Source organism: Claveliimonas monacensis, from assembly GCF_014982975.1.
Taxonomy (GTDB): domain Bacteria; phylum Bacillota; class Clostridia; order Lachnospirales; family Lachnospiraceae; genus Claveliimonas; species Claveliimonas monacensis.
The window spans coordinates 1-26,903 of record NZ_JADCKL010000007.1; the positions used below are offsets into that span (position 1 = coordinate 1).

The 26,903-nt window shown below is 52.3% G+C and carries 25 protein-coding genes and 1 pseudogene; 7 read left to right on the forward strand and 19 right to left on the reverse strand.

Translation table 11 applies throughout. The annotated features are described in order from the left end of the window. Positions 1 to 653 precede the first annotated feature (653 nt). From INF30_RS09570 to INF30_RS09580, 3 genes are all read right to left on the reverse strand, one after another. Positions 654 to 1,235 carry a Uma2 family endonuclease gene (locus tag INF30_RS09570; protein WP_226395029.1) on the reverse strand — a complete coding sequence of 194 codons (582 nt, stop codon included), beginning with the start codon at positions 1,233 to 1,235 and terminating at the stop codon, positions 654 to 656. 76 nt (positions 1,236 to 1,311) lie between these two features. After that, complete coding sequence (locus tag INF30_RS09575; RefSeq protein ID WP_226395030.1) at positions 1,312 to 2,244, reverse strand: sensor histidine kinase; 933 nt, start codon at positions 2,242 to 2,244, stop codon at positions 1,312 to 1,314. Between the two features lie 16 nt (positions 2,245 to 2,260). Next, positions 2,261 to 2,923 (reverse strand): response regulator transcription factor, encoded by a 663-nt coding sequence (locus tag INF30_RS09580; protein ID WP_226395031.1) that lies wholly within the window; start codon positions 2,921 to 2,923, stop codon positions 2,261 to 2,263. Between the two features lie 183 nt (positions 2,924 to 3,106). On the opposite strand from INF30_RS09580, the gene INF30_RS09585 reads away from it, so the two are divergent. After that, a complete protein-coding gene (locus INF30_RS09585; RefSeq protein ID WP_226395032.1) occupies positions 3,107 to 3,616 on the forward strand; it encodes an RNA polymerase sigma factor in 510 nt (169 codons plus the stop codon). A gap of 24 nt (positions 3,617 to 3,640) precedes the next feature. Then, complete coding sequence (locus tag INF30_RS09590) at positions 3,641 to 4,528, forward strand: zf-HC2 domain-containing protein (RefSeq protein ID WP_226395033.1); 888 nt, start codon at positions 3,641 to 3,643, stop codon at positions 4,526 to 4,528. A gap of 50 nt (positions 4,529 to 4,578) precedes the next feature. Here the strand turns inward: INF30_RS09590 and INF30_RS09595 are convergent, their stop codons facing one another. From INF30_RS09595 to INF30_RS09605, 3 genes are read right to left on the reverse strand one after another with little or no spacing between them, the layout of a single operon-like run. Then, positions 4,579 to 5,487, reverse strand: a complete 909-nt coding sequence (locus INF30_RS09595; protein WP_226395034.1) for an aldose 1-epimerase family protein — start codon at positions 5,485 to 5,487, stop codon at positions 4,579 to 4,581. A 4-nt stretch (positions 5,488 to 5,491) separates the two neighbouring features. Further along, entirely contained in the window at positions 5,492 to 6,523 is a 1,032-nt protein-coding gene (locus INF30_RS09600) for an NUDIX domain-containing protein (RefSeq protein ID WP_226395035.1), read from the reverse strand. Then, positions 6,510 to 7,052 (reverse strand): transcription repressor NadR, encoded by a 543-nt coding sequence (locus INF30_RS09605; protein ID WP_076778230.1) that lies wholly within the window; start codon positions 7,050 to 7,052, stop codon positions 6,510 to 6,512. Before INF30_RS09605 ends, INF30_RS09600 begins: the two co-directional genes overlap by 14 nt. A gap of 189 nt (positions 7,053 to 7,241) precedes the next feature. Between INF30_RS09605 and INF30_RS09610 the strand changes: the two genes are divergently transcribed. Beyond that, the gene (locus INF30_RS09610; RefSeq protein ID WP_226395036.1) at positions 7,242 to 8,813 is read left to right on the forward strand and encodes a PTS sugar transporter; all 1,572 of its coding nucleotides are present in this window, start codon (positions 7,242 to 7,244) and stop codon (positions 8,811 to 8,813) included. 121 nt (positions 8,814 to 8,934) lie between these two features. Next, a complete protein-coding gene (locus INF30_RS09615) occupies positions 8,935 to 9,531 on the forward strand; it encodes a biotin transporter BioY (protein ID WP_076780945.1) in 597 nt (198 codons plus the stop codon). A 27-nt stretch (positions 9,532 to 9,558) separates the two neighbouring features. Here the strand turns inward: INF30_RS09615 and INF30_RS09620 are convergent, their stop codons facing one another. From INF30_RS09620 to INF30_RS09630, 3 genes are all read right to left on the reverse strand, one after another. Next, the gene (locus INF30_RS09620; RefSeq protein ID WP_076780947.1) at positions 9,559 to 11,097 is read right to left on the reverse strand and encodes an ABC1 kinase family protein; all 1,539 of its coding nucleotides are present in this window, start codon (positions 11,095 to 11,097) and stop codon (positions 9,559 to 9,561) included. Positions 11,098 to 11,188: 91 nt separating this feature from the next. Next, positions 11,189 to 11,524: a phasin family protein gene (locus INF30_RS09625; protein WP_076778235.1), complete on the reverse strand. Its 336-nt coding sequence runs from the start codon at positions 11,522 to 11,524 to the stop codon at positions 11,189 to 11,191. Between the two features lie 57 nt (positions 11,525 to 11,581). Further along, on the reverse strand, positions 11,582 to 11,968 hold the full coding sequence (locus INF30_RS09630) for a diacylglycerol kinase family protein (RefSeq protein ID WP_226395037.1): 387 nt from the start codon (positions 11,966 to 11,968) through the stop codon (positions 11,582 to 11,584). A 185-nt stretch (positions 11,969 to 12,153) separates the two neighbouring features. Between INF30_RS09630 and INF30_RS09635 the strand changes: the two genes are divergently transcribed. Continuing rightward, positions 12,154 to 13,077, forward strand: a complete 924-nt coding sequence (locus tag INF30_RS09635) for a DMT family transporter (RefSeq protein ID WP_226395038.1) — start codon at positions 12,154 to 12,156, stop codon at positions 13,075 to 13,077. Here INF30_RS09635 and INF30_RS09640 read toward each other — a convergent pair. Next, positions 13,074 to 14,384, reverse strand: coding sequence for an L-cysteine desulfidase family protein (locus INF30_RS09640; RefSeq protein ID WP_226395039.1), 1,311 nt, complete (start codon positions 14,382 to 14,384; stop codon positions 13,074 to 13,076). The two genes, INF30_RS09635 and INF30_RS09640, sit on opposite strands and share 4 nt — an antisense overlap. Before the next feature lie 132 nt (positions 14,385 to 14,516). Continuing rightward, positions 14,517 to 15,080 (reverse strand): TetR/AcrR family transcriptional regulator, encoded by a 564-nt coding sequence (locus INF30_RS09645; protein ID WP_076778241.1) that lies wholly within the window; start codon positions 15,078 to 15,080, stop codon positions 14,517 to 14,519. Between the two features lie 195 nt (positions 15,081 to 15,275). Between INF30_RS09645 and INF30_RS09650 the strand changes: the two genes are divergently transcribed. Beyond that, positions 15,276 to 17,171 carry a heavy metal translocating P-type ATPase gene (locus tag INF30_RS09650; protein WP_226395040.1) on the forward strand — a complete coding sequence of 632 codons (1,896 nt, stop codon included), beginning with the start codon at positions 15,276 to 15,278 and terminating at the stop codon, positions 17,169 to 17,171. On the opposite strand, the gene INF30_RS09655 is transcribed toward INF30_RS09650, so the two are convergent. The 5 genes and pseudogenes from INF30_RS09655 to INF30_RS09675 all read right to left on the reverse strand — a co-directional run bounded on the left by INF30_RS09655 (position 17,150) and on the right by INF30_RS09675 (position 23,259). Further along, positions 17,150 to 17,671, reverse strand: a complete 522-nt coding sequence (locus tag INF30_RS09655; RefSeq protein ID WP_226395041.1) for a hypothetical protein — start codon at positions 17,669 to 17,671, stop codon at positions 17,150 to 17,152. The genes INF30_RS09650 and INF30_RS09655 overlap by 22 nt on opposite strands. A 135-nt stretch (positions 17,672 to 17,806) precedes the next feature. Then, positions 17,807 to 19,426 carry a phosphoenolpyruvate--protein phosphotransferase gene (gene ptsP, locus INF30_RS09660; RefSeq protein ID WP_226395042.1) on the reverse strand — a complete coding sequence of 540 codons (1,620 nt, stop codon included), beginning with the start codon at positions 19,424 to 19,426 and terminating at the stop codon, positions 17,807 to 17,809. Positions 19,427 to 19,468: 42 nt separating this feature from the next. Then, entirely contained in the window at positions 19,469 to 19,726 is a 258-nt protein-coding gene (locus INF30_RS09665) for an HPr family phosphocarrier protein (protein ID WP_226395043.1), read from the reverse strand. A 16-nt stretch (positions 19,727 to 19,742) separates the two neighbouring features. Next, the gene (gene treC, locus INF30_RS09670) at positions 19,743 to 21,389 is read right to left on the reverse strand and encodes an alpha,alpha-phosphotrehalase (RefSeq protein ID WP_226395044.1); all 1,647 of its coding nucleotides are present in this window, start codon (positions 21,387 to 21,389) and stop codon (positions 19,743 to 19,745) included. 18 nt (positions 21,390 to 21,407) lie between these two features. Beyond that, positions 21,408 to 23,259: pseudogene (locus INF30_RS09675) on the reverse strand (glucose PTS transporter subunit IIA). 193 nt (positions 23,260 to 23,452) lie between these two features. Between INF30_RS09675 and treR the strand changes: the two are divergent. Beyond that, positions 23,453 to 24,202 (forward strand): trehalose operon repressor, encoded by a 750-nt coding sequence (gene treR, locus INF30_RS09680; RefSeq protein WP_226395045.1) that lies wholly within the window; start codon positions 23,453 to 23,455, stop codon positions 24,200 to 24,202. Positions 24,203 to 24,243: 41 nt separating this feature from the next. On the opposite strand, the gene INF30_RS09685 is transcribed toward treR, so the two are convergent. The 3 genes from INF30_RS09685 to INF30_RS09695 all read right to left on the reverse strand — a co-directional run bounded on the left by INF30_RS09685 (position 24,244) and on the right by INF30_RS09695 (position 26,819). Further along, a complete protein-coding gene (locus tag INF30_RS09685) occupies positions 24,244 to 24,786 on the reverse strand; it encodes a methylated-DNA--[protein]-cysteine S-methyltransferase (RefSeq protein ID WP_226395046.1) in 543 nt (180 codons plus the stop codon). A gap of 2 nt (positions 24,787 to 24,788) precedes the next feature. Further along, positions 24,789 to 26,066 (reverse strand): nickel pincer cofactor-dependent isomerase, group 22, encoded by a 1,278-nt coding sequence (locus INF30_RS09690; protein ID WP_226395047.1) that lies wholly within the window; start codon positions 26,064 to 26,066, stop codon positions 24,789 to 24,791. Between the two features lie 165 nt (positions 26,067 to 26,231). Next, a complete protein-coding gene (locus tag INF30_RS09695) occupies positions 26,232 to 26,819 on the reverse strand; it encodes a 50S ribosomal protein L25 (protein ID WP_226395048.1) in 588 nt (195 codons plus the stop codon). Positions 26,820 to 26,903: the final 84 nt, after the last annotated feature.

Here is a 26,903-nt window from a genome sequence, read left to right on the forward strand (position 1 = left end):
TTGGCGCAGACTCTTTTGTATGCGGCGTTCATGTTGTCTTTGGACAATATCTTTTCCAACAGTTCTGACATTGCCTTGTGTGCTTTTCTCCTTTCCGTTTCCATGGATTCGCCATAAGTTGTGCAGTACCTGCTCATTTACGTTTCGCCCTTTCTGCTGTCAGGTATTCCATGGAGCATACATTTGATTACACGGTTACATTGTTCAGCCCTTCAGCAACGCCTATCTCAAGGCTCTGCCTACTACGGCTTCTGCTGACTTCTCACAGTTCGTTGTTACTACGGTGAGATTTCCCCGCCTGTGAGACCTCACGGGATAAGCCTGCCAGTCTTTCCTCGTCTACCTGCCTGATCTACGCACATGGGTTACGATTGCCTTTTGGACTTCGCTGTCTGCGGGCAGCTTATCCGCCATGTACGCCTTATATCAGGTTTCTGTCCGTCAGGCTACGATTTCGCTATCCCTTCTTCTCGCCTGTACCTCACGATACAAACCTTGGGAGTCGCTCTGGGGTTCGTCGGCAACTACGCCCCTTGTGGACTTTCACCACAGACTGACGGCATGCCCGTCATACTGCAAAAGGCGGCAGGAGCGGACACACACTCCTGCCGCCGTATTCTGTTTTCAGTATAGAGGACAAATCTTACAATCTCCTAACAAAAGCGAAGTCTCCCTAAGATTTCCTGGAAATCGATCTCAAGGCTGCCCTCGAAAATTCCCACAGGCACTTTATCTTGAAAAGTGTACATGGAAATGCCGGGAATATCCTCCCCCTCGAACCGATAGGTAATGACTGCCTTCTTGTCCGGATCCACGATCCAGTATTCCCGGACTCCGGCGTTCATATATTTCTGCACCTTCAACGTACAGTCTTTCTTTCTGGTGGAGGGGGACAGGATCTCTATACACAGATCCGGCTGCACCATGGTCCTGTCGTCACAGTCAAGCTGTACATCCAGAGGGAACTGGACGACCCGGCAGGATCCTTTGTTAGCTCTGATATAATTCACAAGCTCAACAGACAGTTCCATAATCAGCTCCTGGTGCGTGTAGCCGGGCGCCTCCATATAGATCAGCTCCCCGTCTATGAGCTCAGCCCTCACCTCGTCCGGAAGCCTGCGGTAATCCTCCACCGTAAACTCCCCCTGCCTTTTTGCCGCGTAAAGAGCCATCTCCTCCCGGGCCATTCCCAGCTCTTCTCCTCTTTTTTCCAGTTCTTCATAAAACGATGACATAGGCTTTCCTCCTCTTCATATGTTTACTATTTATGTAATTCATTATAGATTATGGAAACATTTATTGTCAACTTATTTATACAACTGGAAGGCAGATCTTCACCTCCACTCCAGGTTCCCTGCGCCGGATAGTCATAAAACCGTCATGCTGCAGGATGATTTCCCTGGCCAGATAAAGGCCGATACCAAAGCCTTCAAAAGAGGTTGTCCGTCTGCCTCTGTAAAACCGCTGGAACACCAGGGTTTCCTCCCCCTCTTCCATGCCGATCCCTTCGTCCGCCACCTGGATGGTCAGATACATCTCACTTAAGGAGACTTCCACCCAGATCCTTCCTTTTTCATGGCTGTACTTCACACTGTTGTCCAGCACATTCCACAGAGCCTCCCCCAGCCAGCCCGGGTCATGGGGACAGGACAGGCCCTCCGGTATCTGCGCACAGATTGTAAGTTCCTTTTTCTTTGCCGCTATATGCAGCCGGTCAAGAGCGCACTCCAGTGTCCCTCCAATATCCGTCTCTTCTTTTCGTATACGGATCATCCGGTTTTCCAGCCGGGACATCTTAATAAATTCCTCTGTGAGAAACTGCAATTTTTCCTGGGAAGTGCGGACTGCATCCAGGTAGAACGGGGCCGGAGAGTCTGCCGGAAGTTTCCTGTCCGAAAGCTCCCCCTCCAGAAGTTCCAGATAAGTCCCTGCGTTTGCCAGCGGGGTGCGCATCTGGTGTGCGATCTCCGTGATCAGCTTCTGGATCCGGCTGCGGCTCTCCTCGAGTTCCTGCTGCCGCCCCCGGGACATGCGCTGGATCCGCACAAGCATATGCTCCATGCGGGCGTACAGCGTCTCCTCCCCCGCCCCTGTCTCCTGTATCTCCTTTTCATCCAGCACATCTTTGATAAGGCCGGACAGGGCTTCCAGCTCTGCCGCTCTCCTTTTTCTCTGTATATACAGAACAAGAGGCAGGGTGCCTCCTGCTCCGATGACTGCTCCTGCTGCCATCCACAGCCACATAAAAACCGCCTCCCTTTTACTCCCCGAAACGGTAGCCAAAGCCAAAGACATTGGTAATATAGCTTTCCTGCCCCGGCCGTGTATCAATCTTTCTGCGGAGCCGGTTCACAGTAACACTTACTGTCCCCTCTCCCACAAACTGTCCGTCCATATCCCAGATCTGCTCCAGGATACTCTCCTTTTCCAGCACTCTCCCCTTATTTCTCATAAAAAGTTCCAGGAGCCTGTACTCCCTGGGCGTAAGGGCAACCTTCTCCCCGGCCAGGTACACTTCCTTCTTCTCCGGGCAGAGCGTAAGGTCACGGAATGTCAGGGTATCCTGTCCGGCTGTCCGCCTAAGGACAGCGCGGATCCTCTTTAACAGCACCTTCATAGGGAACGGCTTTACCACATAATCGTCCGCCCCCGCGTCAAAAGCTGCCAGCATGTCGTCCTCCTCGTCCCGTGCAGTGAGGAAAATAGCCGGGATATGTCCTCTTTTTTGCATCTCCCGGTACAGGCTGATCCCGTCCCCGTCGGGAAGGGTAATGTCCACAAGGAGGAGCGACACGCCAGGGTCCACCGTCTGCAAAGCCTCCCGGCAGGAGCGGGCTCTGACTGCCTCAAATCCCTCTTTTTCAAGGAAAATCTCCAGTGCCTGTCCCAGGAGCTGGTCATCTTCTATGATCCCGATCTTCACCCTGTCATCCTCCTTTCTTCACTGTCACTTTCTTTCCGCATCTCACTGTAGACAAAATACTATGCTGCCGCTATCATACCATATATGACGGTTCCTGTAAAAAAAGAAAACTTTTTTCCAGAAATCTGTAACAAAAGTAGGGTCTTGTACGTCTAACAGACAAAGAGGGGAGGTGACGGCACAGTGAAAGCGGATTTTGAAGAACTTTATCAGCGATTTTTCAAGGATGTGTATCTGTTCGTCCTCTCCATGAGCAGGGATCCCCACACGGCAGAGGAAGTGACCCAGGAAACCTTTTTCCGGGCCTTAAAAGAGATCCGGCATTTTAGAGGCAACTGCTCCGTCACATCCTGGCTGTGCCAGATCGCCAGAAATCTCTATCTGGACCAGCTCCGGAAAAACCGGCGCCTGCTGCCGGAAAGCGATGTGGAAGAAAGCCTTGCTTCCCGGCAGTCCCCCTCCTCGGACGTGGCCGAGACCTGTATCCAGAAAGAGGATGCCCTCTCCATCTACCGGATCCTCCACTGTCTGGATGAGCCCTACAAGGAGGTCTTTATCCTGCGGACGCTGGGGGAACTCAGTTTCCGGGAGATCGGAGACATTTTCGGGAAACAGGAAAGCTGGGCCAGGGTCACCTACCACAGGGCAAGAATGAAGATTTTAAAAGAGCTGCCGGATGGCAGCCTGCCTTAAATAAACAGAAAGGATGTGCTTATTATGAAAATTTCCTGCGACATCATACGGGATCTGCTGCCCCTCTACAAAGACAATGTGTGCAGCGATGCCAGCAAAGACATGGTGGAAGATCATCTCTCCGTCTGCCAGGACTGCCAGGAATACTATGAGCAGATGAATACAGAGCTGCCAGAGATCGTCCCCCCTGAGGAGGCGGGGGATCCCTCAAAGGCGGACTGGGACTTTTTTAAAAAAGCATCCCGGAAGCTGACATTCCGGCAGCTCATCATCGGCGGCGTGGCTGCTGTGATCCTGCTTACCCTGTACACGCTCTGCACCTCTTCCGCTCCTTTTATCGTCTCTGCCAGGGAGAAAGTGACGGAGGCTGTGCCATTTCTGGACAAAAGGATCCCCGTGGATGACGTGAAGGTCCAGGATGTATACCGGCTGGAAAACGGCGCCATCTACTGCTCCTTCACCGTGGACTCCTACATTTCCGCCTTTGACCGCCAGTATGTGGTGAAGGATGAAGGCAGCCCCCAAGTGGATTTCTCCGCATTCGGAGGTAATACCAACGGGATCTCCCTGCAGCGGTACTGGTCGGATTTCACCAAAGCAGAGGGCTACTCTTCTTCCTTCTACTTCCTTGTGCCGGAAGAGCTCTCCTACTACCGGGAAGATCCTGTGACAGCGGAGGAAAAACTGACGCGCCAGACCTCCGACGGCGTCTATTTTGTGGGAAAAGGAGGTCGAATCCTGCCTCTCTACGAGAAGGGTGAGACCATCCCAGACGCCCCGGCGGACATCGAGGCCAGGGTGCAGGAGGACACCCGGGAGTACAGCCTGGAAGAGGACGAATGGTCTGATGCTGACGCGCCAGACTATAACCATAACTACTGCTACATCCTCTCTTTCAACGAAGAAAAGTAAGACAAACGAAGACCCCTGCGGGCATCCATGCTCCTGCAGGGGTCTTCCTGTTATGCAATTCTGATACGGTACGCCGCCTCAAAGGCCTTTCCCGGCTCCAGGCTGTTCTCCCACTCCCTGTCCTTCAGCTCCCCGTCAAAGCCCTCTCTGTCGCATCTGCCGTACCAGGGCTCGATGCAGACAAAGGGAGCCTGCTTTTTCGGCGGGGACCAAAGGCCCACAAGGGGCGCGTCAAAGGACAGGGACAGATATTCTCTTCCCTTCGGGTCCACAAAAGAGACGCTGCCGGCCTGTCCGTTTTCCAGGATCAGCGCATCCCCGTCAAAAAGGTGTTCTTCGATTGGAAGAAGTCCGTCCTTCAGCTCATATGTAACTTCCTGCTCCGTGGCAAGTCCGTTCTGCCCGAATACCCGGTTGACAAAGGATCCCATCTTTTTGCCCTCTCTGTCCCGGATGCACAGGCTGTAGTCCGTCTGTTTTTCCCACGCTCGCAGAGGACAGCAGAAGGCCGGATGCCCTCCGATGGAAAAATACATGTCACTGTCTCCGGTATTTGTGATCCGCCACATCACGCAGATCTCCTTTTCATCCAAACGGTATCCGATCTCCAGACGGAAAGGAAACGGATACACGCTTCTCGTCTCCTCATCATCCTCCAGGACAAACCAGGCCTCCTTTTGTGACACACTCGCCAGAACAAAATCTTTGTCCCGGGCAAAGCCGTGCTGTCCCATTGGATATTCCGTATCACCGATCCTGTATTTCTGATCCCGCACCTTGCCTATAAAGGGAAAAAGAACGGGGGATGTCCTTCCCCAGTAAGCGGGATCTGCGCACCACATATATTCTGTGCCTTTCGCTTTTTTCTTTAAAGATTTCAGCTCTGCTCCGTGCAGGCCGATCTGTGCCTCCAGCATTTCATTTTCCAGCCGGATCCTGATGTCTTCCTGTCCTGTCATCTTCTTACTTCTCCTTTCCTCTGTTAAAAAGGCAGTCGCCCACCATTTTCAGCTCATCCAGATACATGCAGTTTGGCAGGGTTCCCTCTTCCACCTGCCGCCAGCACTCTTTGAAGTCCATCCACCGCACCTCTTCCACCTCCGAGGCCTGCAGCGTGAGGGCCTTCTCGTCCACCGGTTCCCGGTAAATGTAGATGGCGCTCAGTTCATTGTCCCGGAAAGGCCTGCCGTAAAAGACATCCTCAAACCGTGCGCGCCGCATACCCACAAAGTGCAGCTCTTCCGCCCGGGCACGGATGCCTATCTCCTCGGAAAGTTCCCTGAGGGCAGCAGGGAGATAGTCATTCCCGGCCTCCACATGTCCTGCGGAGGAAATATCCCAGCACCCGGGATTGGAGTCCTTGCAGGCGCTTCTTTTCTGAAGCAGCAGATCCCAACCACTTCGGTCATTTTCCCGGACGATCCAGACGTGGGAGGTAGGATGCAGACTCCCCTCCAGGTGAGCCACTCCCCTCTCCCTGACAAGGCCGGTTTTCGTCCCGTCTTCATTTAAGATATCGAAAAGTTCCAGGGGTTCTCCGTCCAGAGCCGCCTCAAGAAGCGTGTCGCTTTTGTCGTAGACCAGCTTCAAGGAAAAGAAAGGCCATCCCTCATTCAGAAGACGGAAGAAGATCTTATCTCCCTCCCAGATATTGAGACGGAGCACCTCCTCCTTATCCACCCATTCAAGCTGTCCTTCGTCGCAGGGATGAGCCTCCCCTGTAAATCCGTCCGCCGTGTAGAGGGACATGTACTCAACGGTGTCCTCACCATAGACAAAGGTAACGATCCCCCTGTACTGCCAGGAGGTGAGCGTATAGCCTGTCTCCTCCCACACTTCCCGCAGGAGACATTCCTCGGGACTTTCCTTCTCCTCAAAATGGCCGCCCACACCGATCCACTTGTCTTTATTTACATCATTTTTCTTCACCGTTCGGTGAAGCATCAGATACTTTCCATCCTGCTCAATGTAACAGAGCGTGCTAAGTCTCGTCATTGTTCTCTCCTGTATCTTCCTTTTGTTCTACAAGAAATCCTCTTTTCCTTAATTCTTCCTCTATCATATCCAGCGTCTTCTCGCTGTCCGCCGTAACTTTATGATAGTGATAATTAGATGTAATATTTTTAAGAGGACTGGATTTTCCTCTTTCAATGTCATTCAGAAATTCTGTTACTCTTCTTCTGGAATTGATATGCAGCTCCGCTTCCATATGTCCGTAAACTCTGTGATTTACCATGACATTTTCCACGTTTCCTCCCAGGTCCACAATGGCGCACAGTTCTTCACCAAGCTGCTCATCCGTGTGGTTCACCTTGAACACCCGGCTGACACTCTCCGGCCCGGTCAGTATATACCCCCGGTTGGTGGAAATGATGTCATAGCCGGACGCCCGGATCAGTGCAACGTCCTGTACAATAACCTGCCGGCTCACATGATAGAGCTCTGCCAGGCTCTTTGCCGGAACCGGCCTGCGGGCCTCCTTGATCTGGCGGACAATGTCCGCTCTTCTCTCAGAACCTGTCATGCTTCCTTCTGCCTCCTTTGCTTCTCTTTCTTCTGTCTTTCTTACTGTTTTCCATTATACTATCTTCAGTTCCGACCTGTCCAGAGTATCCTGGACACACGATAAAGTCTTGCGTCCTTTCATTCACTATGTTATACTGTTTAAGTTGTTAGTGTTTTATCATGATAAAGTAGTAGAGGAGAAAAGTGTATGAAAAAAATTGCATTTATAGGAAGCAGCGGAGGCAATCTTTTCAAACAGGGCGGCAGCGACATCCAGGGTATGATGAAGGAGATCCTCCTGCAGGCCCGCGCAGCGGAGATGGAACTGGCAGCCGTCCAGTACATACTGGCGTCCGCCAGCCTGGACACAGCGTCTCCGGACAGCCCCGCCAAGCTGTATACATGGAGGGACGGCAACCTGTACCTGGAGAAGGAAGGTACACTCTCCCGGATCAATGAGGCAGCCCTTGCAGTGGACGCACAGATTGCAGAGCAGATCCGGGCCGGACAGATCGACGGTGTCATGTTCGTCAGCGCAGAGCCGGAAAAGATCAACCACCTGGCTTTTGAGGCTGCCATAGAGGAGGGGCTTCCCCTGGCAGGCACCGGCGGCAGCTCTGTGGCAAAGGTACAGAACATGGGCGGGAAAGTTCTCTCTGCCTCCGGCACCACCGGAACCACAAACCGCACAAGGGCCGTGGCTTTCACCACCGCCTTTGCCAAAGAGTGGGGCGTCCGCTACCGCCCGGTCATCGGAAAGACAGGGGCGCAGGCGGCAGAAAATCTCCAGGCCAATATATGGAAGCGGATCAACTTTCGCGGCATTATGATGACAAGCCTGCCGGCCTTCATCGCCATGGCCATCTGTCTTGCCATCAGCCGGATCCCCGTTTTCACCGACCTTTCCAGTGTCTTTGACACCCTGGTGGCTGCCATCCCCGTAGTCATCTGTGCCATTGCGGCAAAGCAGGTGTCCGGCCTGGATGAAGTGGGCGTGGTAGCTGGTATCGTCTCCGGCGTACTGGCTGTGGACGGCGGCATCATAGGAGGCCTTGTTGTCGGTATCGTGGCCGGCGTCTTCTCCTACTATATCAGTATCTTCTGTTTCCGCCACAACATTCCGGGAACAACGGCCAACATCGCCGCAGGGGGCCTGGGAGGTCTGGCAGCGGGACTCATCGGCATGTACCTTATCTCCCCGGTGGCTCTGTGGCTTGGGAACCGGATCTGCGATGTCATCAATGCCGCCATTGACATCAATCCGGTGCTGGCAGGAGCCCTGGCCGGCGTGCTGATCTGGCCCGCCATCATCGGCGGCGTATACCATGCAGCCATCCTCCCCATCGTTCTTCTGGAGATGGAGGAGGCAGGCTTCAGCTTCCTGGGAGCCATTGACATGACAGGGCTTGTCATGGTGTCTGCCGGCATCACCCTGGCAAATGTGCTGTTCCCCAGGGACAAAGGGCAGGCAGCGGCAGCTCTCCCCGGCTTTCTTGTAAACGTAGGCTTCGGTACGTTTGTGGAGGCCGCCTACCCCTTTATGTTCTCCAGCCGGATCGTATTTGCCGGAGCTCTTATAAGCGCCTGTGCATCCGGCGCCCTGGTGGGACTTTTCAACGTGCGGGGCACAGCCTACGTCCCCTCTGTGGTAGCACCTGCCATGGCAAATGAGGGGCACGGGATCCAGTTTCTGATCTGTATGCTGGTGGCTGCGGTTCTGGCCTTTCTCATCACGGCCCTGGCAAACATGAAAGAAAAAAAGAAAAACAGTGCTGTCTGAGGACGGCGCTGCTTTTCTTGACAATCAGAATGGCCCCTCCTATAATAAAAAAGTATGCAGCTTTCCTACAGGCTGCACACATGGAACCATTGGATTTTTACTGAGCAGGTGTATAAAATTGATGAATTACAACAACGGAAACTCTGTCCCGAAAGCGGACAAAAAAGTACAGACACTGACTCTCTGCGGTCTTTTCACCGCCCTTGTAGCCATCGGGGCTTTCATACAGATCACGATCCCTGTACAGCCTCTGCCCATGCATTTTACCCTGCAGTTTTATTTTGCCCTGCTGGCAGGGTTTATTCTGGGAGGAAAACACGGCAGTCTGAGTGTGGGGATCTACCTCCTCATCGGACTTTGCGGCGTTCCCATCTTCGCCTCCGGAGGCGGCCCCTCCTATCTGCTGCGGCCCACCTTCGGCTTTCTGCTGGGCTTTCTGTTCACAGCGGCCGTGGTAGGCTGGCTGACGGAGATTTTTCATCCCAGACACATCCTTTCCTACCTGGCCATCTCCATGGCAGGCTTTGTGGTCATGTATCTGTCCGGTAATCTGTATTACTACTTTGTCAGCAATTACATACTCAGCACCCCCGTTCCCTGGAGCGTGGTGATCTTTAACTGTTTTATTCTGACAGCTTCGGGAGATTTCCTCCTGTGCGTCCTGGCATCGCTGACGGCACGAAGGCTCTCCCCTGTCATTCACAAAATCCTCTCCTAGATAAGGAGAGGATTTTTTCACATATCTTTATTTCTTTGAAAACAGATGTTTCAGAAATACATACATGACAATGCCAAAGGCGATGACATACCCGAACGCTCCCAGGGCGGGAATGCCCCAGATCTTCGGCTTCATATCCGTTGTGCAGATAATGCTGGAGCTTATGAGCAGCGCCATGACCCACAGGCCCATGACAATATTCTGGACCATCCTTCTCAAAAGCCTGGCAAGCTCCGGCGAAGCATGCAGATCCAGGTTCACCTTTGTCTGTCCCTTCAGATAGCCCTGCACAGCATCCGAGACAAGTACCGGAATGTCCAGCGCTCTCTGCACTGCCCGGTACAGCGTCTTTCCGCCGCTTTTCAGCTCCTTCTTCCAGTCGAAATTTCTGATGATGTTCTCTTTGATCCGGCCTGCCGCGATCTCCACCATGTTGATCTCCGGAGCAATATCTGCCAGCACCCCTTCCATGTGGGTCAGTCCCCTGGCCAGCATGGTGAGCCCGTGGGGCATGATGATGCCGTTCTCCTTCATGACCTCCATGAGATCCATCATGACCTCCGCCACATCGATCTGTCCCATGTCCACTGTGCCGTATTTTGTCAGAAGACTGCTGATATCCTCGTAGAGACGGCTTGGATCCGGGTTCTTCTTAAACTCTCCCAGAGCCATCACTGCTTCCTGTATAAGCCCCACGTCGTTCACCGCCACACCCCGGACGGCCAGGGCAATATACTCCCGGTCCCTCTCAGTGAGGCGTCCCATCATCCCCATGTCGATCCAGATGATCTTTCCGTCTCTCACCCGCAGGTTGCCGGGGTGGGGATCTGCATGGAAAAAGCCGTCCTCCATGACCTGCTTCATGTAGTGATCTGCCAGGCGGCTTCCGACTTCTTTCAGATCGTAGCCGTTTGCCAGCAGCGTCTCTTTATCATCAATATTAAAGCCATCGATATACTCCATGACAAGCACATGAATGGTTGTGTACTCCTGGTAGAGTACCGGAAAACCGACATAGGCAATCCCTTCATTTTTCCGGGCAAACTCCTCCATGTTGGCGGCCTCGGTCAGAAAGTTCATCTCCTCCCGGGTCACATCCCACAGTTCGCCCAGGACCATATCCAGATCCACCATGCCCTTGATGCTCACCGGCGGGAGAAGGCGCACAGCCTTCCTGAGAAGGGCGATATCCCTGGCCATGATGCCGTAGATCCCCTTGCGCTGTACTTTGATGACTACCGGGGAACCGTCCTTCAAAACAGCCTTGTGCACCTGGGCAATGGAGGCAGACCCCAGCGGTTTCTCATTGATCTCCCGGAAAATGGCTCCCCAGGAACAGCCGTAGGACTCCTCCAGCACTTCCGAGACTTCCGAAAAAGGCATGGGCTTTACGTCTGACCTGAGTCTCATCAGCTCGTCGCAGTACCTTTTTGGAAGAATGTCTGAGTGCATGGACATGATCTGCCCGATCTTGATAAAGGTGGGGCCTAAGTCCTCCAGGATCATCCGCAGCTTCTCCGGCGTCAGCCCCTTGGTGATCTCATATTTATGAAGGACCGCTGTCATCTCCCTAAGACGGCTCTTGTACTGTCCCGGTTCCTGGGCGCCGGCTCCTTCCTGTCCTTTTGCATACTCTTCCCGGTCTGCAGCTTCCTGCCTACTCATGGGCTCCTTCTTCCTCCGGCTTTGCTTCTTCAGACTCCATGGCATGAATACGTTCTTTCAGAGCCTCAATCTGTTCCGGGGACATCCGGTCCAGAAGCTCGTCCAGCTCCTCCGGGGTAGATGCCTTTACAGACACATTGACTTTATCTTTCATGGTCTTCTTGATATTGTGCTTTAACTCTTCGTTGAGAGCTTTTCCCTGCTCCACCGTCAGCTCGCCCTTTTTCACCATCTCATCCAGCACTTCTTTGGACTTCTCCGTCGTCACAGCCACAGCTCCGATGCCTGCCAGCAGCAGTTTTTTTATGCCATCTCCAAAGTTTTCCATAGAAATCTCTCCCTTCACACATCTGTCTTACTGTAAAGTTACCATTTTCTCCGCGGTTTATCCCATCACTCCCACAAGGAACTCCCATCCTTTCGGAAGAAAGATGATCAGCCCGGCCACAGCCGCCATGATAGAGGCGATCAGAACTGCTCCTGCCGCCGCGTCTTTTGCCAGCTTTGCCAGAGGGCGACGCTCCTCTGTCACCAGATCCACCACCGACTCCACGGCTGTATTCACCAGCTCCAGGGACATGATGAGACCAAAAAGCACAAAACAGATACACCATTCCACCGCTGAAATCTGAAAAAACAGCCCTGCAAGGATGACAAGAACCATCATACAGCAGTGTATCTGCATGTTTCTCTCTTTTTTTACCACGGCAAAAATGCCTTCAAAGGCAAAGCCAAAACTCTTATAAAGAGGGGGCTTTTTCTGTCCGCTCATCTTCCTTCCCTCCCGGCAAAGATTTGTTTTTATTATAACAGAAAACAGGGAATCTGAACACCGGGAATCTCTTATTTTCGGCTGCTTGGAACAGCATATTCTGTCTTGTGCCTCCTCCCCTCAGGTGCTATGATAATAACAGCGCTCGCAAGGAGCAGCAGGATACAAAGGATGGGAATAGAACTATGGATACAAAGGCGTCTGTAAAAGAAAAACTGATTCTTCTCATGCCGGTCCTCTCAGGCATTATGTGGGGATCCGGCGGTATATTCGTGCGCACCTTTGACGCCCTTGGCATGGATAATTTCACCATGCTCTTTTCCAGGATCATCGTCTCTGTGGCTATCCTTGGCATTTTTCTCTTTGTGTACGACAGGAGTCTTCTCAGGGTTCACCCAGCTGACCTGTGGATTTTCCTGGGCGGGGGCGTTCTGGGAATGTTCGGGATCAATCTGACTTACAACGAAGCCATCAAGCACGGCACACTGGCCCTGGCCTCCGTTCTGCTCTCCATGTCGCCCGTTTTCGTGGTCTCTCTGTCCGCCCTGCTTTTCCACGAAAAAATGACCATACAGAAAACACTCTGCATGGCCGCTGCTCTCTTTGGCTGTGTCCTGGTAAGTGAAGTGCTGGAGAGCGGGGCCTCTTCCTCTGTCTCTCCCCTTGCCATCCTCTGCGGCATTGGTTCCGCCTTCTTCTACGCCCTGTACAGTATTTTCAGCAAAGCCGCGGCGGGGAAAGGATACCACGCTCTCACTATCACCTTCTACTGCCTGGTCTCATCACTCCTTCTTCTGATCCCGGGCACGGACCCCGGCTGCATCGGGCGGGTACTCAGAGAGGGAGGCATTGGCATGCCCTTTTTCATGCTGCTCCACTCCCTTGTGACCTCCGCTCTGCCCTATATCTTCTACACAACATCCATCTCCCGCATCGATGCGGGCATTGCCTCCATCCTGGCTGCAAGCGAACCGGCCGCCGCTATGCTGTTTGGCTTTTTGTTTTTCCGTGAGACGCCTTCTGCTCTCTCCGTGGCCGGCCTGTTCCTCACGACCGGAGCCATCATCGCCCTGAGCCGTTCACAGACAAAGGGGCAGATCCACAGTTAGACATCTCCGCCTCTTTTCTTTTGCTTGGCGTCAAAAATCTCCACAATAGTCTTCTCTGTCCCGGTCATTCCCGGCGAGGCGATCCGCCCCATATTGCGCATGGTCTCCTCCGGCGTCTTTCCGTTTATACCATGTACATCCGCTATATAGATGCCGTTCATGGCGAACTCCACAGACTTGTAGGCCGCATCCACCGCTGCGATCCCCTTCATGGTGCAGCCCTGGTTTCCACCGTCACAGATCATGCCGGTAATGCTGCTGGCCATGTTGTCGAGGGTGTGGGTCATATCGTCCACAGACCCGCCCCGCAGCCACACAAGGGCGCAGGCCATACCAGAACCGGCCGCTATGGCGCATCCGCAGAAAGCGGACAGTTTTCCCGAGTACTCTTTGATATACATACACACAAGGTAGCTCAGCGCCGTAGCCCTAAGAAGCTGCTCTTCCGTGTAGTCATTCACCTTGTACGCCGCGTAAAGAGGCATGGTGGCAATGATCCCGTGGGCCCCGGAGCCAGTGATGCTCATGGCAGGTGCATCCAGCCCGATGACCCTGGCCTCGATAGCCGCGTTGCACAGAAGGGAGGCGGTAGCCTGTTCATCATCGGAGATCACCTTACCTCCATTCAGTTTCAGAAGGTGGCGGGCAAAGGTCGTTTTAGAACTCTCAAGTCCCAGGTTAAATAGGCGCAGGTTGACTTCATATGCCTCCCGGATAAATGCCAGCTCCTGTGCATCCACTGTCTCTATATAAGATGCCAGCTCCGCCAGCGTATATCTATGGATCGTGTGCTCTTCACCGCCAAAGCCGCTGTCTCCCTGCTCATCTCTTTCTTCTTTGGCCGTCTCAAAGACCGTTTCTCCGTTCACAGTAATCTTTACGATATGGGTGTGGGTGTCCCGTATGGTCACGGCAGCGGTTCCCGTCTCCGTCTCCACCCTGGCCTCAATAAAGATGCGGCTGGATATGCTGTCAAGGTCCGTCTTTACCTTTCCCTCCCGGATCAGCTCCCGGGCCTTCGCATTGTCCTCCTCCGTTACGCAGGCCAGGCACTCCAGCCCCTTCTCCGGGTCTCCGGCTACCGTCCCAAGTGCTGCCGCGTAGGCGCTCCCCACCTGGTCGGTGCCGGGTATGCCGCAGGTGAAAGCATTTTTGTACATGCCGCTGTTCATGGAAACCTTGATGCTCTTCACCTCCCCCGGAACACAGCTTCGGGCCTTCGCCGCCGCAAAAGCAATGGCTCCCGGCTCCGTCACTCCAAGAGCCGGCTTCATGTCCTCCCGGATCAGTTTTGTCAGTTCATGCATATTCTCTTCCTCCCTCTCTTTTTACTTCTTTCCCCAGTATGCCGCCGCATACACTTTTCGCATCCTTTCTACATTTTAGCATGCCGAAAATCACTTGTAAATCCGCGTGGACCCGGGCCATCTGATGGCGCCTTACAGGACAGGCTCGATGACTGCCCGAAAATACCGATCCAGTTCCTCCGGTGTCTGCTTCATCCGCCCTCTTATCCACCAAAGCACCATTTCCACAAAGCTGCCGGAGATGTGATTGACTAAAAAATCCTGCGGGATATCCATATTGACTTTCCTGTTCTGAACGACGAACTGGTTCTTTATCAATTCATTTAAACTGTCCTTGAAATACCGCAGAAAAACTTCGCTGCTTTCACAGGAAAGCAGCTCGAGGATATTATTCTCATCCTCCTGCAGATGCTGCAGCAGATGGCAGAACACAGACTCCGGCGCACTTCTGTCGGAGTACAGGCCGTGCGTGTGAGTACAGTCCACCGCGCTGCTGATAATGTGTCCAAAGAGATTTTCACATAAGGCCTTCAGCAGATCATCCTTTGTCTCGAAGTGAGCGTAGAAGGTTGTCCGGCCTACATTCGCAGTGTCTATGATTTCCTGTACCGTGATCCTGCTATAGCTTTTTTTCGCTAAAAGCGTGCTGAAGGCAGTGAAAATAGCCGCCCTTGTTTTTTGCTGCCGTCTGTCCATAATAGCTCCTTCCGTACAATTTTTCAAAAATGTTCCATACGAAACATGGAAGCAATTTTATCCATTGTATTCCCTCTGTGTCTTGCCTACAATGAAAGCGAACAAAGTGTTCGTTATCAAATTTATTGTACGGCAGCTGCGAACAACCGTCAAGAACAAACCTGTTTGAAATGCCGTGCGGATCGGAGGGGCATTATGCTAAAGAAATTCAACGATTTTCTGGCCGGACTTCCCATGACGATCGTGGCCGGCGTATTCCTGCTGCTGGACCTGGTCCCGCACTTAATGGAGGAGCTTGGCGGCTCTCCGGCACCGCTTTCTTTTCTTCCCTTTGACCCGGCGTGGGTCACTGTCGTCATCAGCGGTATCCCTCTTTTGTACCTGGCAATATGGCGGGTCATCCACAATCCCGGCATCAGCAAAATATCGTCTGCCCTTTTGATCTGTATTGCCATGTCCGCCGCCATTGCGATCGGAGATTTATTTGCGGCGGGAGAAGTCGTGTTTATCATGGCAATCGGCGCGCTTTTAGAAGAGGCCACCACAAACCGGGCAAAAAAGGGCCTGAAAAACCTGATCAGCCTTGCGCCGGCAAAAGGCCGCAGACTCACAGGCGGGAAATCAGAAATGATACCCGCAGAGGAGATCCGGCAGGGCGATATCCTGCGCATCCTGCCCGGTGAGACGGTTCCGGCTGACGGCACCATTATAAGCGGCGAAACTTCGGTCGACCAGTCCATTATGACGGGAGAGTCCCTGCCGGTTGACAAGGGCATGGGGGAGGAAGTGTTCTGCGGTACCATTAACCTCTTTGGTTCAATCGACATTTTGGCAACGAAAGTAGGGAAGAACAGTTCCCTGCAAAAGCTGATCCGCATGGTGCAGGACGCGGAGAACAAACAGGCGCCCATGCAGAGGATCGCCGACAAAGCAGCCAGCTGGCTGGTGCCGGTTGCCCTGCTCATCGCAGTTCTCGCCTATGTATCCACCGGGAATATCGTCACCGCAGTGACCGTTCTGGTGGTGTTCTGCCCCTGTGCCCTTGTGCTGGCAACGCCTACCGCTATCATGGCGGCGATCGGGCAGGCGACAAAGCACGGCGTGATCATCAAGTCAGGAGAAGCCCTTGAAAAAATGGGAAAGACAGATATAATTGCTTTCGATAAAACCGGTACCCTGACCTGCGGCCGCCTGGATGTCAGCGACGTCATCTCCTTTGATGGAGCGTTCAGCGAAACCGAACTGCTTTCTCTGGCCGCTTCCGCTGAAGCAAAAAGCGAACACCCGCTGGGGAAGGCGATCGTGGCGTATGCAAAGGCAAAAGAAGTGCCATTGACGGAAACAGCCTCTTTCAGGATGACGACCGGCAAGGGGATTTTTGCAGAGGCGGACAATCGCAGGCTGCTCTGCGGCAACGAAAAGTTCCTCACGGAAAACGGTATTTCAATTGATAACCGGATCCAATCCGCTTTGGCACGGCTCCGCGCCCAGGGAAAAGCGTCTGTTCTCGTCGCGGAAAGCAAAAAGTGTATTGGTGTCATCGCACTTTCTGATGTGCTGCGGCCGGAAGCGAAAGACATGGTTTCCCGTCTCTCGGATATGCACACCCGCACCGTTTTACTCACCGGCGACCATCAGAAAACGGCCGAATATTTCGCGCGGCAAGTCAGCATCTCCGAGGTCCGGGCAGAGCTCCTGCCGGAAGAAAAGGTGCAGAGCATCGAAGACTTACAGGCCGAAGGCCACAAAGTCTGCATGATCGGAGATGGCGTCAACGACGCTCCTGCTCTTAAGACGGCTGACGTGAGCGTTGCCATGGGGAGCATGGGAAGCGACATTGCCATCGACGCTGCGGAAGTTGCGCTGATGAGCGACGACATTTCAAAGATCCCGTACCTGAAACGGCTGTCCAATGCCACGGTCAGGACCATCAAGGCCAGCATCACCCTGTCTATGTGCATCAACTTTGCGGCGATCGTGCTGTCCCTTATGGAAGTGCTGACACCCACCACCGGGGCTCTGGTGCACAATGCGGGTTCCTGTTTCGTCGTGCTGATCGCCGCGCTGCTTTATGACAGAAGATTTGAATGATCTGCCCCGCCCCACGGCCGCCTGGTTTTCTTCTTCTCTGGTTTTGTCAGCCATAGTACGCAGCCGGCTGCAAAGCATAACATGTATATGCCGGAAGAATATGCAAAGATAAATTCCTGCATTTCAAAATAGATCCGGTTCAGCACAGGGCCAAAACTGAAGCCGTAGCTGCGCATGGTTTTTTCCGGGTACAGCAGAACATCTGCCCAGCTCCAGATTTTTATCGCTATAAATGAGATAGAAAAAGGCGCCATAAAAAGCAGACCGCCGGCAAAGGGCACGAGAACTGCCTTGTGGACAATATTTTTTCGGACGGAAAAAGGGACGGTGCCCCCTGTCAATGCCATAATCAAGGAAGTCGCCGCACTGCCAGCCCACAGAAACAGGACAGGATACCCTGTAAATTTCATAAACAGGCTGATGCCCGGCATCTCAAACCTGGTCCGGACCGCCATCTCCTTCTCCCCCTTCCATAATGCCTGTCCATTTATCTTCATCATAGCCGGTTCCAGCAGAAAAGTCACGCAAAGAACCTTTGCGCACCTCTCCGGACGGTTTTTTTGTAAATCAAAAAGAGCAGGAGACGCTCTCCTGCCCTCTCTTACCCCCTGCCTTCCTACAGTGGCTTTTACTTTTTATTTCACGGATGTATTCCGGATAATCTCACGGATGGGAAGCACGCTTCCCGGTGTCACGGACAGTTCGTCCACGCCCATCTTGAGGAAGGTCTCCGTCAGCGTGATGTCCGCGCCAAGCTCACCGCAGATACCTACCCAGCAGCCGCCCTTATGGCCGTTTTCCACCGTCATGCGGATCATCTCCAGCACGGCCGGGTGATGGGAGTCGTAAATATTGTCGAGCTTTGCGTTCTGCCTGTCGATGGCCAGTGTATACTGGGTCAGATCGTTAGTCCCTATACTGAAGAAATCCACTTCCTTCGCAAGCTGCTCACTGATGATGACAGCCGCCGGCGTCTCAATCATAACGCCCAGCTCCACATCTCCGTAGGGGATGCCCTTCTCATCCAGCTCCGCCTTGATCTCAGCCACATACTGTTTTGCCTGCTGTACCTCTTTCACAGAGATAATCATGGGGAACATGATGCCGATGTTGCCGAAAGCGCTGGCGCGAAGAAGCGCCCGCAGCTGTGTCTTGAAGATCTCCGGCTGATCCAGGCAGATACGGATAGCACGGTACCCCATGGCCGGGTTCTCCTCGTGAGCAAGGTGAAAGTAGTCTGCCTGCTTGTCCGCACCGATGTCCAGTGTGCGGATGATCACTTTCTTTCCTGCCATGGTCTCCGCCACTGTGCGGTAGGCCTGAAACTGCTCCTCCTCTGTCGGGAAGGTGTCCTTCTCAAGATAGAGGAACTCACTTCTGAAAAGACCGATACCGCCGGCATCGTTGGCCAGGACCCTGGCCACGTCGCCCACGCTTCCTATATTAGCGTAGAGACGGATCTTCTTTCCATCCAGAGTGACATCTTCTTTTCCCTTTAACTGCTGAAGAAGCTCTCTCTGCTTCTGCTCTTCCTCTTTCTTATTCTGATAATAAGCAAGTGTCTCCTCGTCCGGATCCACGATCAGCTCGCCCTTCACGCCATCAATGACAGCCATCTTCCCGTCCAGATCCGCATCCACCGGAATACCAATCAGCGCCGGGATGTTCATGGTGCGGGCCAGGATGGCTGTGTGAGAGTTGGCGGAGCCAAGCTCTGTCACAAATCCAAGGAGCTTGGACTTGTCCATCTGCACAGTCTCGCTGGGAGCCAGATCCTTTGCCGCCAGGATCACGGGCTCGTCGCCCAGGTCTCCCGCCGCATGCCTTCCCTGGAGGATACCCACTACCCGCTCCGCTATATCCTTGATATCAGCGGACCTGGCCTTGAAGTACTCGTCCTCCATCTGAGAAAACATCATGGAGAAGTTGTCCCCGGTGGTGGCAACCGCATACTCCGCGTTGACCTTCTGGGCCTCGATCATATTTTTGATGGAGTCGTTGAAGTCGTCGTCCTCCAGCATCATGCCATGCACTTCAAAAATGGCAGCTCCCTGCTCGCCCACTTCCTTTAATGCCTTCTCGTAGAGAGCGTTCAGCTGCTCTCCCGCCTGGGCTTTGGCCGCCTCGTAGCGCTCCAGCTCCGCCTTCGGATCTTCTATGCTTTTTCTCTGCACCATCTGCTCTTCCTTGGAATAGTAAAGGATCTTTCCAATGGCAGTTCCTTTCAGTATGGATTTACCCTGATAAGTTTTCATGGCGCACTCCTTTCTTCTTACTTACCTGCTCTGGCTCTGGATTTATAAATTACTCTCCAGGAATGCCTGCATAGCCGCGATAGCTGCATCCTCGTCCGGTCCCTCAGCGGTCACTGTAAGTTCTGCGCCCTGCTTTAATCCCATTCCCATAATAGCAAGAAGCTTTCCTGCCTCAGCAGACTTGCCGTTTCCTTCCAGAGTGATCTTAGACTCAAATTTCTTCGCCTCTTTCACAAGAAGTCCCGCCGGTCTTGCGTGGATACCAAGTTCATCTTTGATGGTGTAGTTGAATGTTTTCATTTTTCTTTCTCCTCTCTTACTTATACAAAATCATTGTTTCGTATGGTTTTAAAACCACTTCTGTTCCGCATGTATCCTGCTGATCATAATTGCCAAGCAAACATTCGTAAGCTGTAAGATCCTCGCCTGCATCCCAACGTGTCTGTATGCCGTAGAAATTATTGATGACCAGAAGTTCCTTGCCTTTATAATATCGCTTGTAGGCAAAAATAGAAAGATTTTTTTCGGCTTTCGGCTCAAACGTCCCGTACGCAATGATGTCATAATCTTTCCTTAACTGCACCAGCTTTTTATAAAAAGCAAACACGGAAGTGTCATCTGCGAGCTCTGCCCGGGCATTGATCGTGCTGCAGTTTTTATTCACCTCGATCCAGGGTTTCCCTTCTGTGAAACCGCCGTTTTCCCCGGCTGTCCACTGCATGGGCGTGCGGCTGTTGTCCCGGGAGTGGATCTGCAGGATCTGATAGGCGTTCTCCTGGCTTAAGCCCTTCTCCTGAAGGATCCGGAAATGGTTCAGACTCTCCACATCTTTGTACTGGGAAATGTCTGTAAATCCGGCGTTAGTCATGCCCAGTTCCTCGCCCTGATAAATGTAGGGCGTTCCCCGCAGGCAGTGGATGGATGCCGCCAGCATCTTAGCTGACTCTTTCCAGTATTTCTTTTCGTTCCCGAATCGTGACACCACTCTTGGCTGGTCATGGTTGCACCAGAACACCGCGTTCCAGGCATGATGTTCTGCCATGTGGGTCTGCCAGTCAAAAAGAATATTTTTCAGTTTCAGAAAATCAAAGGGAACAATGACCCACTTTTCATTTCCCATAAAATCCACCTTCAGATGATGGAAACTGAACACCATGGACAGCTCTTTCCCGTCCTCATTTGCATATTGATAGCAGTTCTCCATAGTGGTGCTGGACATCTCTCCCACGGTGATGATCTCCGCGTCCGTACCGAAGGTGGCCTCATTGAGCTCCTGGAGGTACCTGTGGATATTTGGCCCATCGGTGTAGAAGCGGCGGCCGTCTCCTTCATAGTCATCCTCAAATTTGTCCTTACTGATCAGATTGATGACATCAAACCGGAACCCTTTGACGCCCTTGGCCATCCAGAACTTCACCACTTTCTGGATCTCGCATCTTACCTCTTCATTGTCCCAGTTCAGATCCGGCTGTGACACATCGAAAAGGTGCAGGTAATACTCGTCAAACTTCTCCACATACTCCCAGGCGTTTCCGCCAAACTTGCTTTCCCAGTTTGTGGGAGGCCCGCCATTTTCTTTTCCTTTTTTAAAAATGTAGTAATTCTTGTATTTCGGATCTCCTTCCAAAGCCTTACGAAACCACTCATGGCGGCTGGACGTGTGGTTGAACACCATGTCCAGCATAAGCCGGATGCCTCTTTTGTCCGCTTCTCTGGACAGTTCCTCAAAGTCCTCCATAGTGCCGTACCTGGGGTCAATATTGTAGTAATCCTCCACATCGTAGCCGTTATCGTTCTGGGGAGACACAAAGAAAGGAGTCATCCAGATATAATCCACGCCCAGTTCTTTTATATAATCCAGTTTTTCTGTCACGCCTTTCAGATCTCCGAGTCCGTCACCGTTTGTGTCGTAAAAAGACTTTGGATAGATCTGATACACAACACTTTTTCTGAAATCTGCCATGTTATTCATCCTCCTCATCTACTGAAAACGGATCACAGTCGTCTGCCCTGCCTCTGCGTCCATACCAGACAGATACTGGATCTCCTTTGCATCCCCTTCATCTGTAACAATAAATACTGTCACGGAAGGATGTCCCGCCTCATGGATTTTCTCCCTGTCAAACCGGATCAGAGGCGTACCTGCTTTTACTTTCTGCCCTTCTTCTATGAGTACAGTAAAGCCGTCTCCATTCATATCCACTGTATCTATGCCGATATGAATGAGCAGTTCCATACCGTTGGCAAATGTCAGCCCGCAGGCGTGGCCAGTGTCTGCCATGACTGCGCTTACTGTTGCATCAGCAGGAGCCACCACCGTGTCCCCCGCAGGCTCAATGGCAATGCCATCTCCCATAACATGCTGGGAAAACACATTGTCCGGTACTTCATCGAGAGGAACAACCCTTCCTGTAAGTCCAGCCTTCAGCTCTGTGAGGACTGCTGTCTCATCTGTCGTCTCATCTGCACACTCCTCATGGATCTGCACAGACTCTGTCACTGATGCGGCCGTCAGTTCTACTGTAACATTCTCACCATAAAGGGCTTCTTTTGAAAGCTTCCTGCTTCCCACGATCATGGTCAGGATGAAGGGGACCGCAATAGCCACTGCCATGGCAAGCAGGAAGTACAGATAGAACTCCGGCTTGATGGACAGGATGCCCGGAAGGCCGCCTACGCCAATGCTGAAAGCCTGCACGCCGCTTCCCACGGAGATCATGGCCGCGATGGCGGAGCCGATCATGCCGCACACCAGGGGAAAGCCGTATTTCAGGTTGACACCGAAGAGGGCAGGCTCTGTAACGCCCAGGTAGCAGGAGATGCACGCCGGGATGTTGACCTGCTGCGCTCTCTCATTTTTCTTCTGGAGAACAGACATGGCAAGCACCGCGGATCCCTGGGCGATGTTGGACAGGGCGATCATGGGCCACAGGATGGTTCCGTCATAGAGGCTTGTAAGCTGGGAGTCGATCGCATTTGTCATATGGTGAAGACCTGTCATTACGACAGGGGCGTACAGAAGACCGAAAAGACCTGCAAAAGCCACACCGAAAGGCGACATCAGACCGTTGTATACCACATTTGCGATGGCATCGCCAATCTTCCAGCCGATGGGACCTACAACCGTGTGGGCAATAATGACTGCCGGAACAAGGGAGCAGAAGGGAACTACGATCATGCTGATCACTTCCGGGCAGTGCTTTTTAAAGAATTTCTCCAGATACACAAGGACAAAGCCCGCCATCATGGCCGCAATAACCTGTCCCTGGTAGCCGATCATCTCCACTCTTGCAAAGCCGAAATCCCACACCGGGATGTCTGCCGCCGCTGTGTCCGCCACGCTGAAACCGTTAAGAAGCTGGGAGGACACCAGCGTCAGTCCAAGGACGATACCAAGGATCTGGGTTGTTCCCATCTTCTTTGTAATGGACCACACAATTCCTACCGGCAGAAGATGAAAGACCGCCGCATATCAGCGCCGGAATCAGAGGAGCAAAGATCTCGCCCAGAGCGCTCATGATCTTCTGAACCGGGTTCTGGTTAGTCTTAGCCGCCGCCTTTACCGCATCTTTGCTGACCCCCTCAATTCCTGCATATGCGGTAAATTCATTGTAAAATACGGATACATCATTTCCGATGATGACCTGGTACTGTCCTGCCTGCGTGAATGTTCCCTTCACACTGGGAATTTTCTCGATGGCCTTCTCGTCTGCTTTCTTCGGATCCACCAGAACAAAACGCATCCTTGTCATGCAGTGGGAGACAGCCTGGATGTTTTCTTTCCCTCCTATGAGAGTCAAAAGTTCTCTGACATCATTTTCATACTTTGCCATTGTTTCCTCTCCTTTTTCCAAGATAATCCGTTCCAACTTGTCTGAACAAGTTTAAAATATCACACTTGTTTAAACATGTCAAGCAAAACTTGTTTAAACATGTTGGCAAATATCCTTGACTTCCTTCTTTTTTCTATCTTATAATAATATTAAGTTGTTTAAACAGGATCATACATGACAGGATGTGAAAAAAATGCCAAAAAGTAAATATGAAGCTATTTACAGAGATTTGAAAGAAAAAATAGAAAATAACGAGTTTGCCTGCCAGTCCCTGCTCCCTTCTGAGCACGTTCTTGTACAGGAATACAACTGTTCCAGAAACACTGTGCGCCGGGCCATTGCCCAGCTGGCATCAGACGGATATGTACAGACACTGCAAGGGAAAGGCGTGCGGAACATCTACCGTCCCGTGGAACAGACGGCCTTTACCATCGGCGGCATCGAATCCTTTAAAGAGTCATCTGCCAGGAACCACAAATGGGGCGTTACGAAAGTTCTCCAGTTCATGGAACTGACTGCTGACGAGAAGATCTCAGAGCGCACGGGGTTCCCTGCCGGAACGGAACTATATTACATACAGCGCCTCCACTATCTGGACGGCAGGCCCCTCATCATAAATCACAACTACTTTCTGAAAAGCGCTGTCCCCGGACTGACCCCCGAGATCGCCTCCGACTCCATCTACGAATATCTGGAGAACCATCTCCACATGACCATTGTCAACAGCCAGCGTATCATGACCGTAGAAAAGATCACTCAGATTGACGAAAAATATCTGGAAATGAATGTCAATGATTACAACTGCGTGGCTGTTGTCAGCAGCCACACCTATAACAGCGACGGCGTCATGTTTGAGTTCACTCAGTCTCGCCATCGGCCGGATTATTTCCGATTCCAGGACAACGCGGTGCGAAAGGCCACACAGAAAGCAGGAATCTTATAAAGAATACATCCGGGCTTGATGGCTGGCATTCGCTGGCTCCATCATTTTTCTGATCTGCTCTTTCTTTCCAGTGTAAGCAGATACTCTTTCTTATCCAGCCCGCCAGCATATCCTGTCAGCTGGCCGCTGCTTCCAAGAACCCGATGACAGGGAATGAGGATTGAAATGGGATTGTGTCCCACTGCGCCTCCCACAGCCTGTGCAGACATTCCCCGTTTCTTTTCTGCCTCGCCATCCTCTCTCCCGCCGCCAAATACTTTCCTGGCTATTTCTCCGTAAGTTACAGTCTCACCGTATGGGATCTCCAGCAGAATCTCCCACACCTGCCGGCGAAAAGCAGAGCCCTTCGGTGCGAGGGGCGGAAGGGAAGCAGGCTGTTCTCCTGCGAAATAGACATCCAGCCACTTTTTTGTCTGAGCGAACACGGGCAGATGGCTGCCGTCTCCCTGCAGATCCGTATATTTCTCCCCCAGGGTGCTTGCGAAGTATTTCTGTCCCTGAAACCAGAGCCCTGTCAGATGTTCCCCGTCTGAAGCCATGATCATCTCTCCGATAGGTGATCTGTAACTGCAAATGTATTCCATCCTCATTCCTCTCCTTTCCCGTAATGTCCAGGTGCCATCTTTCCCTGCCCGTCGAATGCCATGGGAGCCGGTCCTTCCATAACCTGAATCTTCGGGTTCTCACGCAGTTCCTCATACAACGCCTCAGATACATAGAGCCGGGCAATCTGATTGGTGTTCTGTATGCGGACCACCCTGGCCTTTTCCATATCCTCAATGGCAGCTGTATCCAGTGCAGCCCGGATGGCTTCCCTGTCATTTTCCAGGATACAGGGAATCTTGCCCTGGGCCGGAGCCATGGAGGCCACTGCATTCTTTGCCGTAGCCGCAAAATCAATTTTGTCCAGCACTTCTCTTGTGGAAAAATCTGCCAGACCAATCCCGATGGCATTTCCATGGGACTCCTCTGTCAGCCCCAGGACTACCACCCTGGATGCCCTGGGATCCTTTGGTTCTGCCTGCCCGGTCACATACACCCGACCGATGACCTTTGTGTCCATGCCGGAGCCGGAGATATTTTTCCCCATCTCATCCACGATCAGCACGTCAATGCTGTCAGAGGGCAGCTTCATGCGGCCCCTCTTCACATTTTCCAGCAGCCGCTTCTCTGTCTCCAGAAACTTCTCCGGCTTTTCCATGTAAATGCCGTCCAGCTCATGGACTGCGTTTTCTGTCAGGAGAACTCCAAAGAGCACCGGCAGCTTCTCCATCATAAAGGCCGCTGTCTCCCGGATGACGGTCCCGTAGCCGTCCTTCAGGGCCAGGGTGTGTACATTCTGGCATCCCGCCGGGCCGCCGATGCCGATGGCCATCAGCTTGAGAACGCCGCTCTCAGTCACATCCTCAAAATCCGTGTGCATCTTCACCCGGTTGACAAGGATAATGGCGTCAAACCGGTCACAAAGCTCATTGCCGTACACCTTATATCCGTGCTGTCCGGTCGCACCCCACAGAGCTGTCTGGGCGCTGCAGAGCACCGGAGCGCCCGTCTCCTCCTCCGTCACTCCCAGGGAGGCCAGGATCTCCCTCTGTCCCTGGGCCGTTCCATTTCCGTGGGAGCCCATGGCTCCGAAGATAAAGGGCTTCCCTCCCGCAGCCTTCACTGCCTCCACAGTCATGCGGACGATCTGCTGTATCCTGTCAATGCCCCGGCTCCCCACGGCAATGCCTATTTTCTTTCCTCTGATCTCTTCCGCAGAAAGCCTAAGGCTTTCAAAACCTTTTTCAAATTCTTTCTCCACATCTTCAAGTCTCTGGCTGTTGTACTCCTGATTGTGGATGAGCACCATATGCGGGAACATACTGACACCTCCTGATTTCTCTCATCTGTTGCTGCAGCTTCTTTCCTCTGCTTCTTTAGATATTATCACAGAAACCGGCATTTGTGGCAACAGGAGTATAAAAAAGAGCCCTGCTCATCAAGAGCAGAACCCTTCAAACTTATCGCAACCTCATACTTCTGGATCTTATTCTTCCGCAGCGTCTTCTTCCTCTCCACTGTCAACCGACTGGTTATGGATCTCTGTAACAGCCACAACCGTTGTCTCCGGATTAGTGATCAGATCAATATCTTTATTCTTGGCAATATCCAGATCTTTTACCTGGATAGAATCACCCAGCTTCATATCTCCCACATCAATCTCAACTTTCTCTACAAGAGCGGCAGGTACAGCCTTGAAAGCGATCTCGTGGAGCGTCTGGTTGACCAGTCCTGTATTAACCTTCTCATGGTTCAGCAGAATAACTTCTGCGACAGAATGTACTTTCTCACCGCTTACCAGTGCCTGAAAATCAATCTCATAGATCTCCGTCTTGAGAGGGCTGAGGTCGATTTCCTTTACAAGGACATCCATGGTCTGCCCATCCACTTCCAGCATGATCTGGCTGCCTTTGCCATGGGTCTTTACAAGACGCTCTGCATCGGCCTTCAAAATCTGGATCGGCATGGACTCTTTCATTTCCCTTCCGAACACATTGCCGGTAACAAATCCTTCTCTTCTTAATTTCTTTGCTTTTGTCTGCATGTTTCTCTTTTCAGCTTTTAAAGTATTCATTTATCTTTTCCTCCAAAATCTGATGATGCTTAGCAGCCTTCGACTTTGCAAAACAAAGAGGTCAGTTAAGTATGTTTTTTTGTT

What these genes read in the sequence shown, in the direction of transcription:
- INF30_RS09570 (WP_226395029.1), bottom strand. Translation starts at nt 1,235, where the DNA reads ATGTCATCGTTTTATGAAGAACTGGAAAAAAGAGGAGAAGAGCTGGGA.
- INF30_RS09575 (WP_226395030.1), bottom strand. Translation starts at nt 2,244, where the DNA reads ATGTGGCTGTGGATGGCAGCAGGAGCAGTCATCGGAGCAGGAGGCACC.
- INF30_RS09590 (WP_226395033.1), top strand. Translation starts at nt 3,641, where the DNA reads ATGAAAATTTCCTGCGACATCATACGGGATCTGCTGCCCCTCTACAAA.
- INF30_RS09595 (WP_226395034.1), bottom strand. Translation starts at nt 5,487, where the DNA reads ATGACAGGACAGGAAGACATCAGGATCCGGCTGGAAAATGAAATGCTG.
- INF30_RS09600 (WP_226395035.1), bottom strand. Translation starts at nt 6,523, where the DNA reads ATGACGAGACTTAGCACGCTCTGTTACATTGAGCAGGATGGAAAGTAT.
- INF30_RS09605 (WP_076778230.1), bottom strand. Translation starts at nt 7,052, where the DNA reads ATGACAGGTTCTGAGAGAAGAGCGGACATTGTCCGCCAGATCAAGGAG.
- INF30_RS09610 (WP_226395036.1), top strand. Translation starts at nt 7,242, where the DNA reads ATGAAAAAAATTGCATTTATAGGAAGCAGCGGAGGCAATCTTTTCAAA.
- INF30_RS09615 (WP_076780945.1), top strand. Translation starts at nt 8,935, where the DNA reads ATGAATTACAACAACGGAAACTCTGTCCCGAAAGCGGACAAAAAAGTA.
- INF30_RS09620 (WP_076780947.1), bottom strand. Translation starts at nt 11,097, where the DNA reads ATGACAGCGGTCCTTCATAAATATGAGATCACCAAGGGGCTGACGCCG.
- INF30_RS09625 (WP_076778235.1), bottom strand. Translation starts at nt 11,524, where the DNA reads ATGGAAAACTTTGGAGATGGCATAAAAAAACTGCTGCTGGCAGGCATC.
- INF30_RS09630 (WP_226395037.1), bottom strand. Translation starts at nt 11,968, where the DNA reads ATGAGCGGACAGAAAAAGCCCCCTCTTTATAAGAGTTTTGGCTTTGCC.
- INF30_RS09635 (WP_226395038.1), top strand. Translation starts at nt 12,154, where the DNA reads ATGGATACAAAGGCGTCTGTAAAAGAAAAACTGATTCTTCTCATGCCG.
- INF30_RS09640 (WP_226395039.1), bottom strand. Translation starts at nt 14,384, where the DNA reads ATGCATGAACTGACAAAACTGATCCGGGAGGACATGAAGCCGGCTCTT.
- INF30_RS09645 (WP_076778241.1), bottom strand. Translation starts at nt 15,080, where the DNA reads ATGGACAGACGGCAGCAAAAAACAAGGGCGGCTATTTTCACTGCCTTC.
- INF30_RS09650 (WP_226395040.1), top strand. Translation starts at nt 15,276, where the DNA reads ATGCTAAAGAAATTCAACGATTTTCTGGCCGGACTTCCCATGACGATC.
- INF30_RS09655 (WP_226395041.1), bottom strand. Translation starts at nt 17,671, where the DNA reads ATGATGAAGATAAATGGACAGGCATTATGGAAGGGGGAGAAGGAGATG.
- ptsP (WP_226395042.1), bottom strand. Translation starts at nt 19,426, where the DNA reads ATGAAAACTTATCAGGGTAAATCCATACTGAAAGGAACTGCCATTGGA.
- INF30_RS09665 (WP_226395043.1), bottom strand. Translation starts at nt 19,726, where the DNA reads ATGAAAACATTCAACTACACCATCAAAGATGAACTTGGTATCCACGCA.
- treC (WP_226395044.1), bottom strand. Translation starts at nt 21,389, where the DNA reads ATGGCAGATTTCAGAAAAAGTGTTGTGTATCAGATCTATCCAAAGTCT.
- treR (WP_226395045.1), top strand. Translation starts at nt 23,453, where the DNA reads ATGCCAAAAAGTAAATATGAAGCTATTTACAGAGATTTGAAAGAAAAA.
- INF30_RS09685 (WP_226395046.1), bottom strand. Translation starts at nt 24,786, where the DNA reads ATGGAATACATTTGCAGTTACAGATCACCTATCGGAGAGATGATCATG.
- INF30_RS09690 (WP_226395047.1), bottom strand. Translation starts at nt 26,066, where the DNA reads ATGTTCCCGCATATGGTGCTCATCCACAATCAGGAGTACAACAGCCAG.
- INF30_RS09695 (WP_226395048.1), bottom strand. Translation starts at nt 26,819, where the DNA reads ATGAATACTTTAAAAGCTGAAAAGAGAAACATGCAGACAAAAGCAAAG.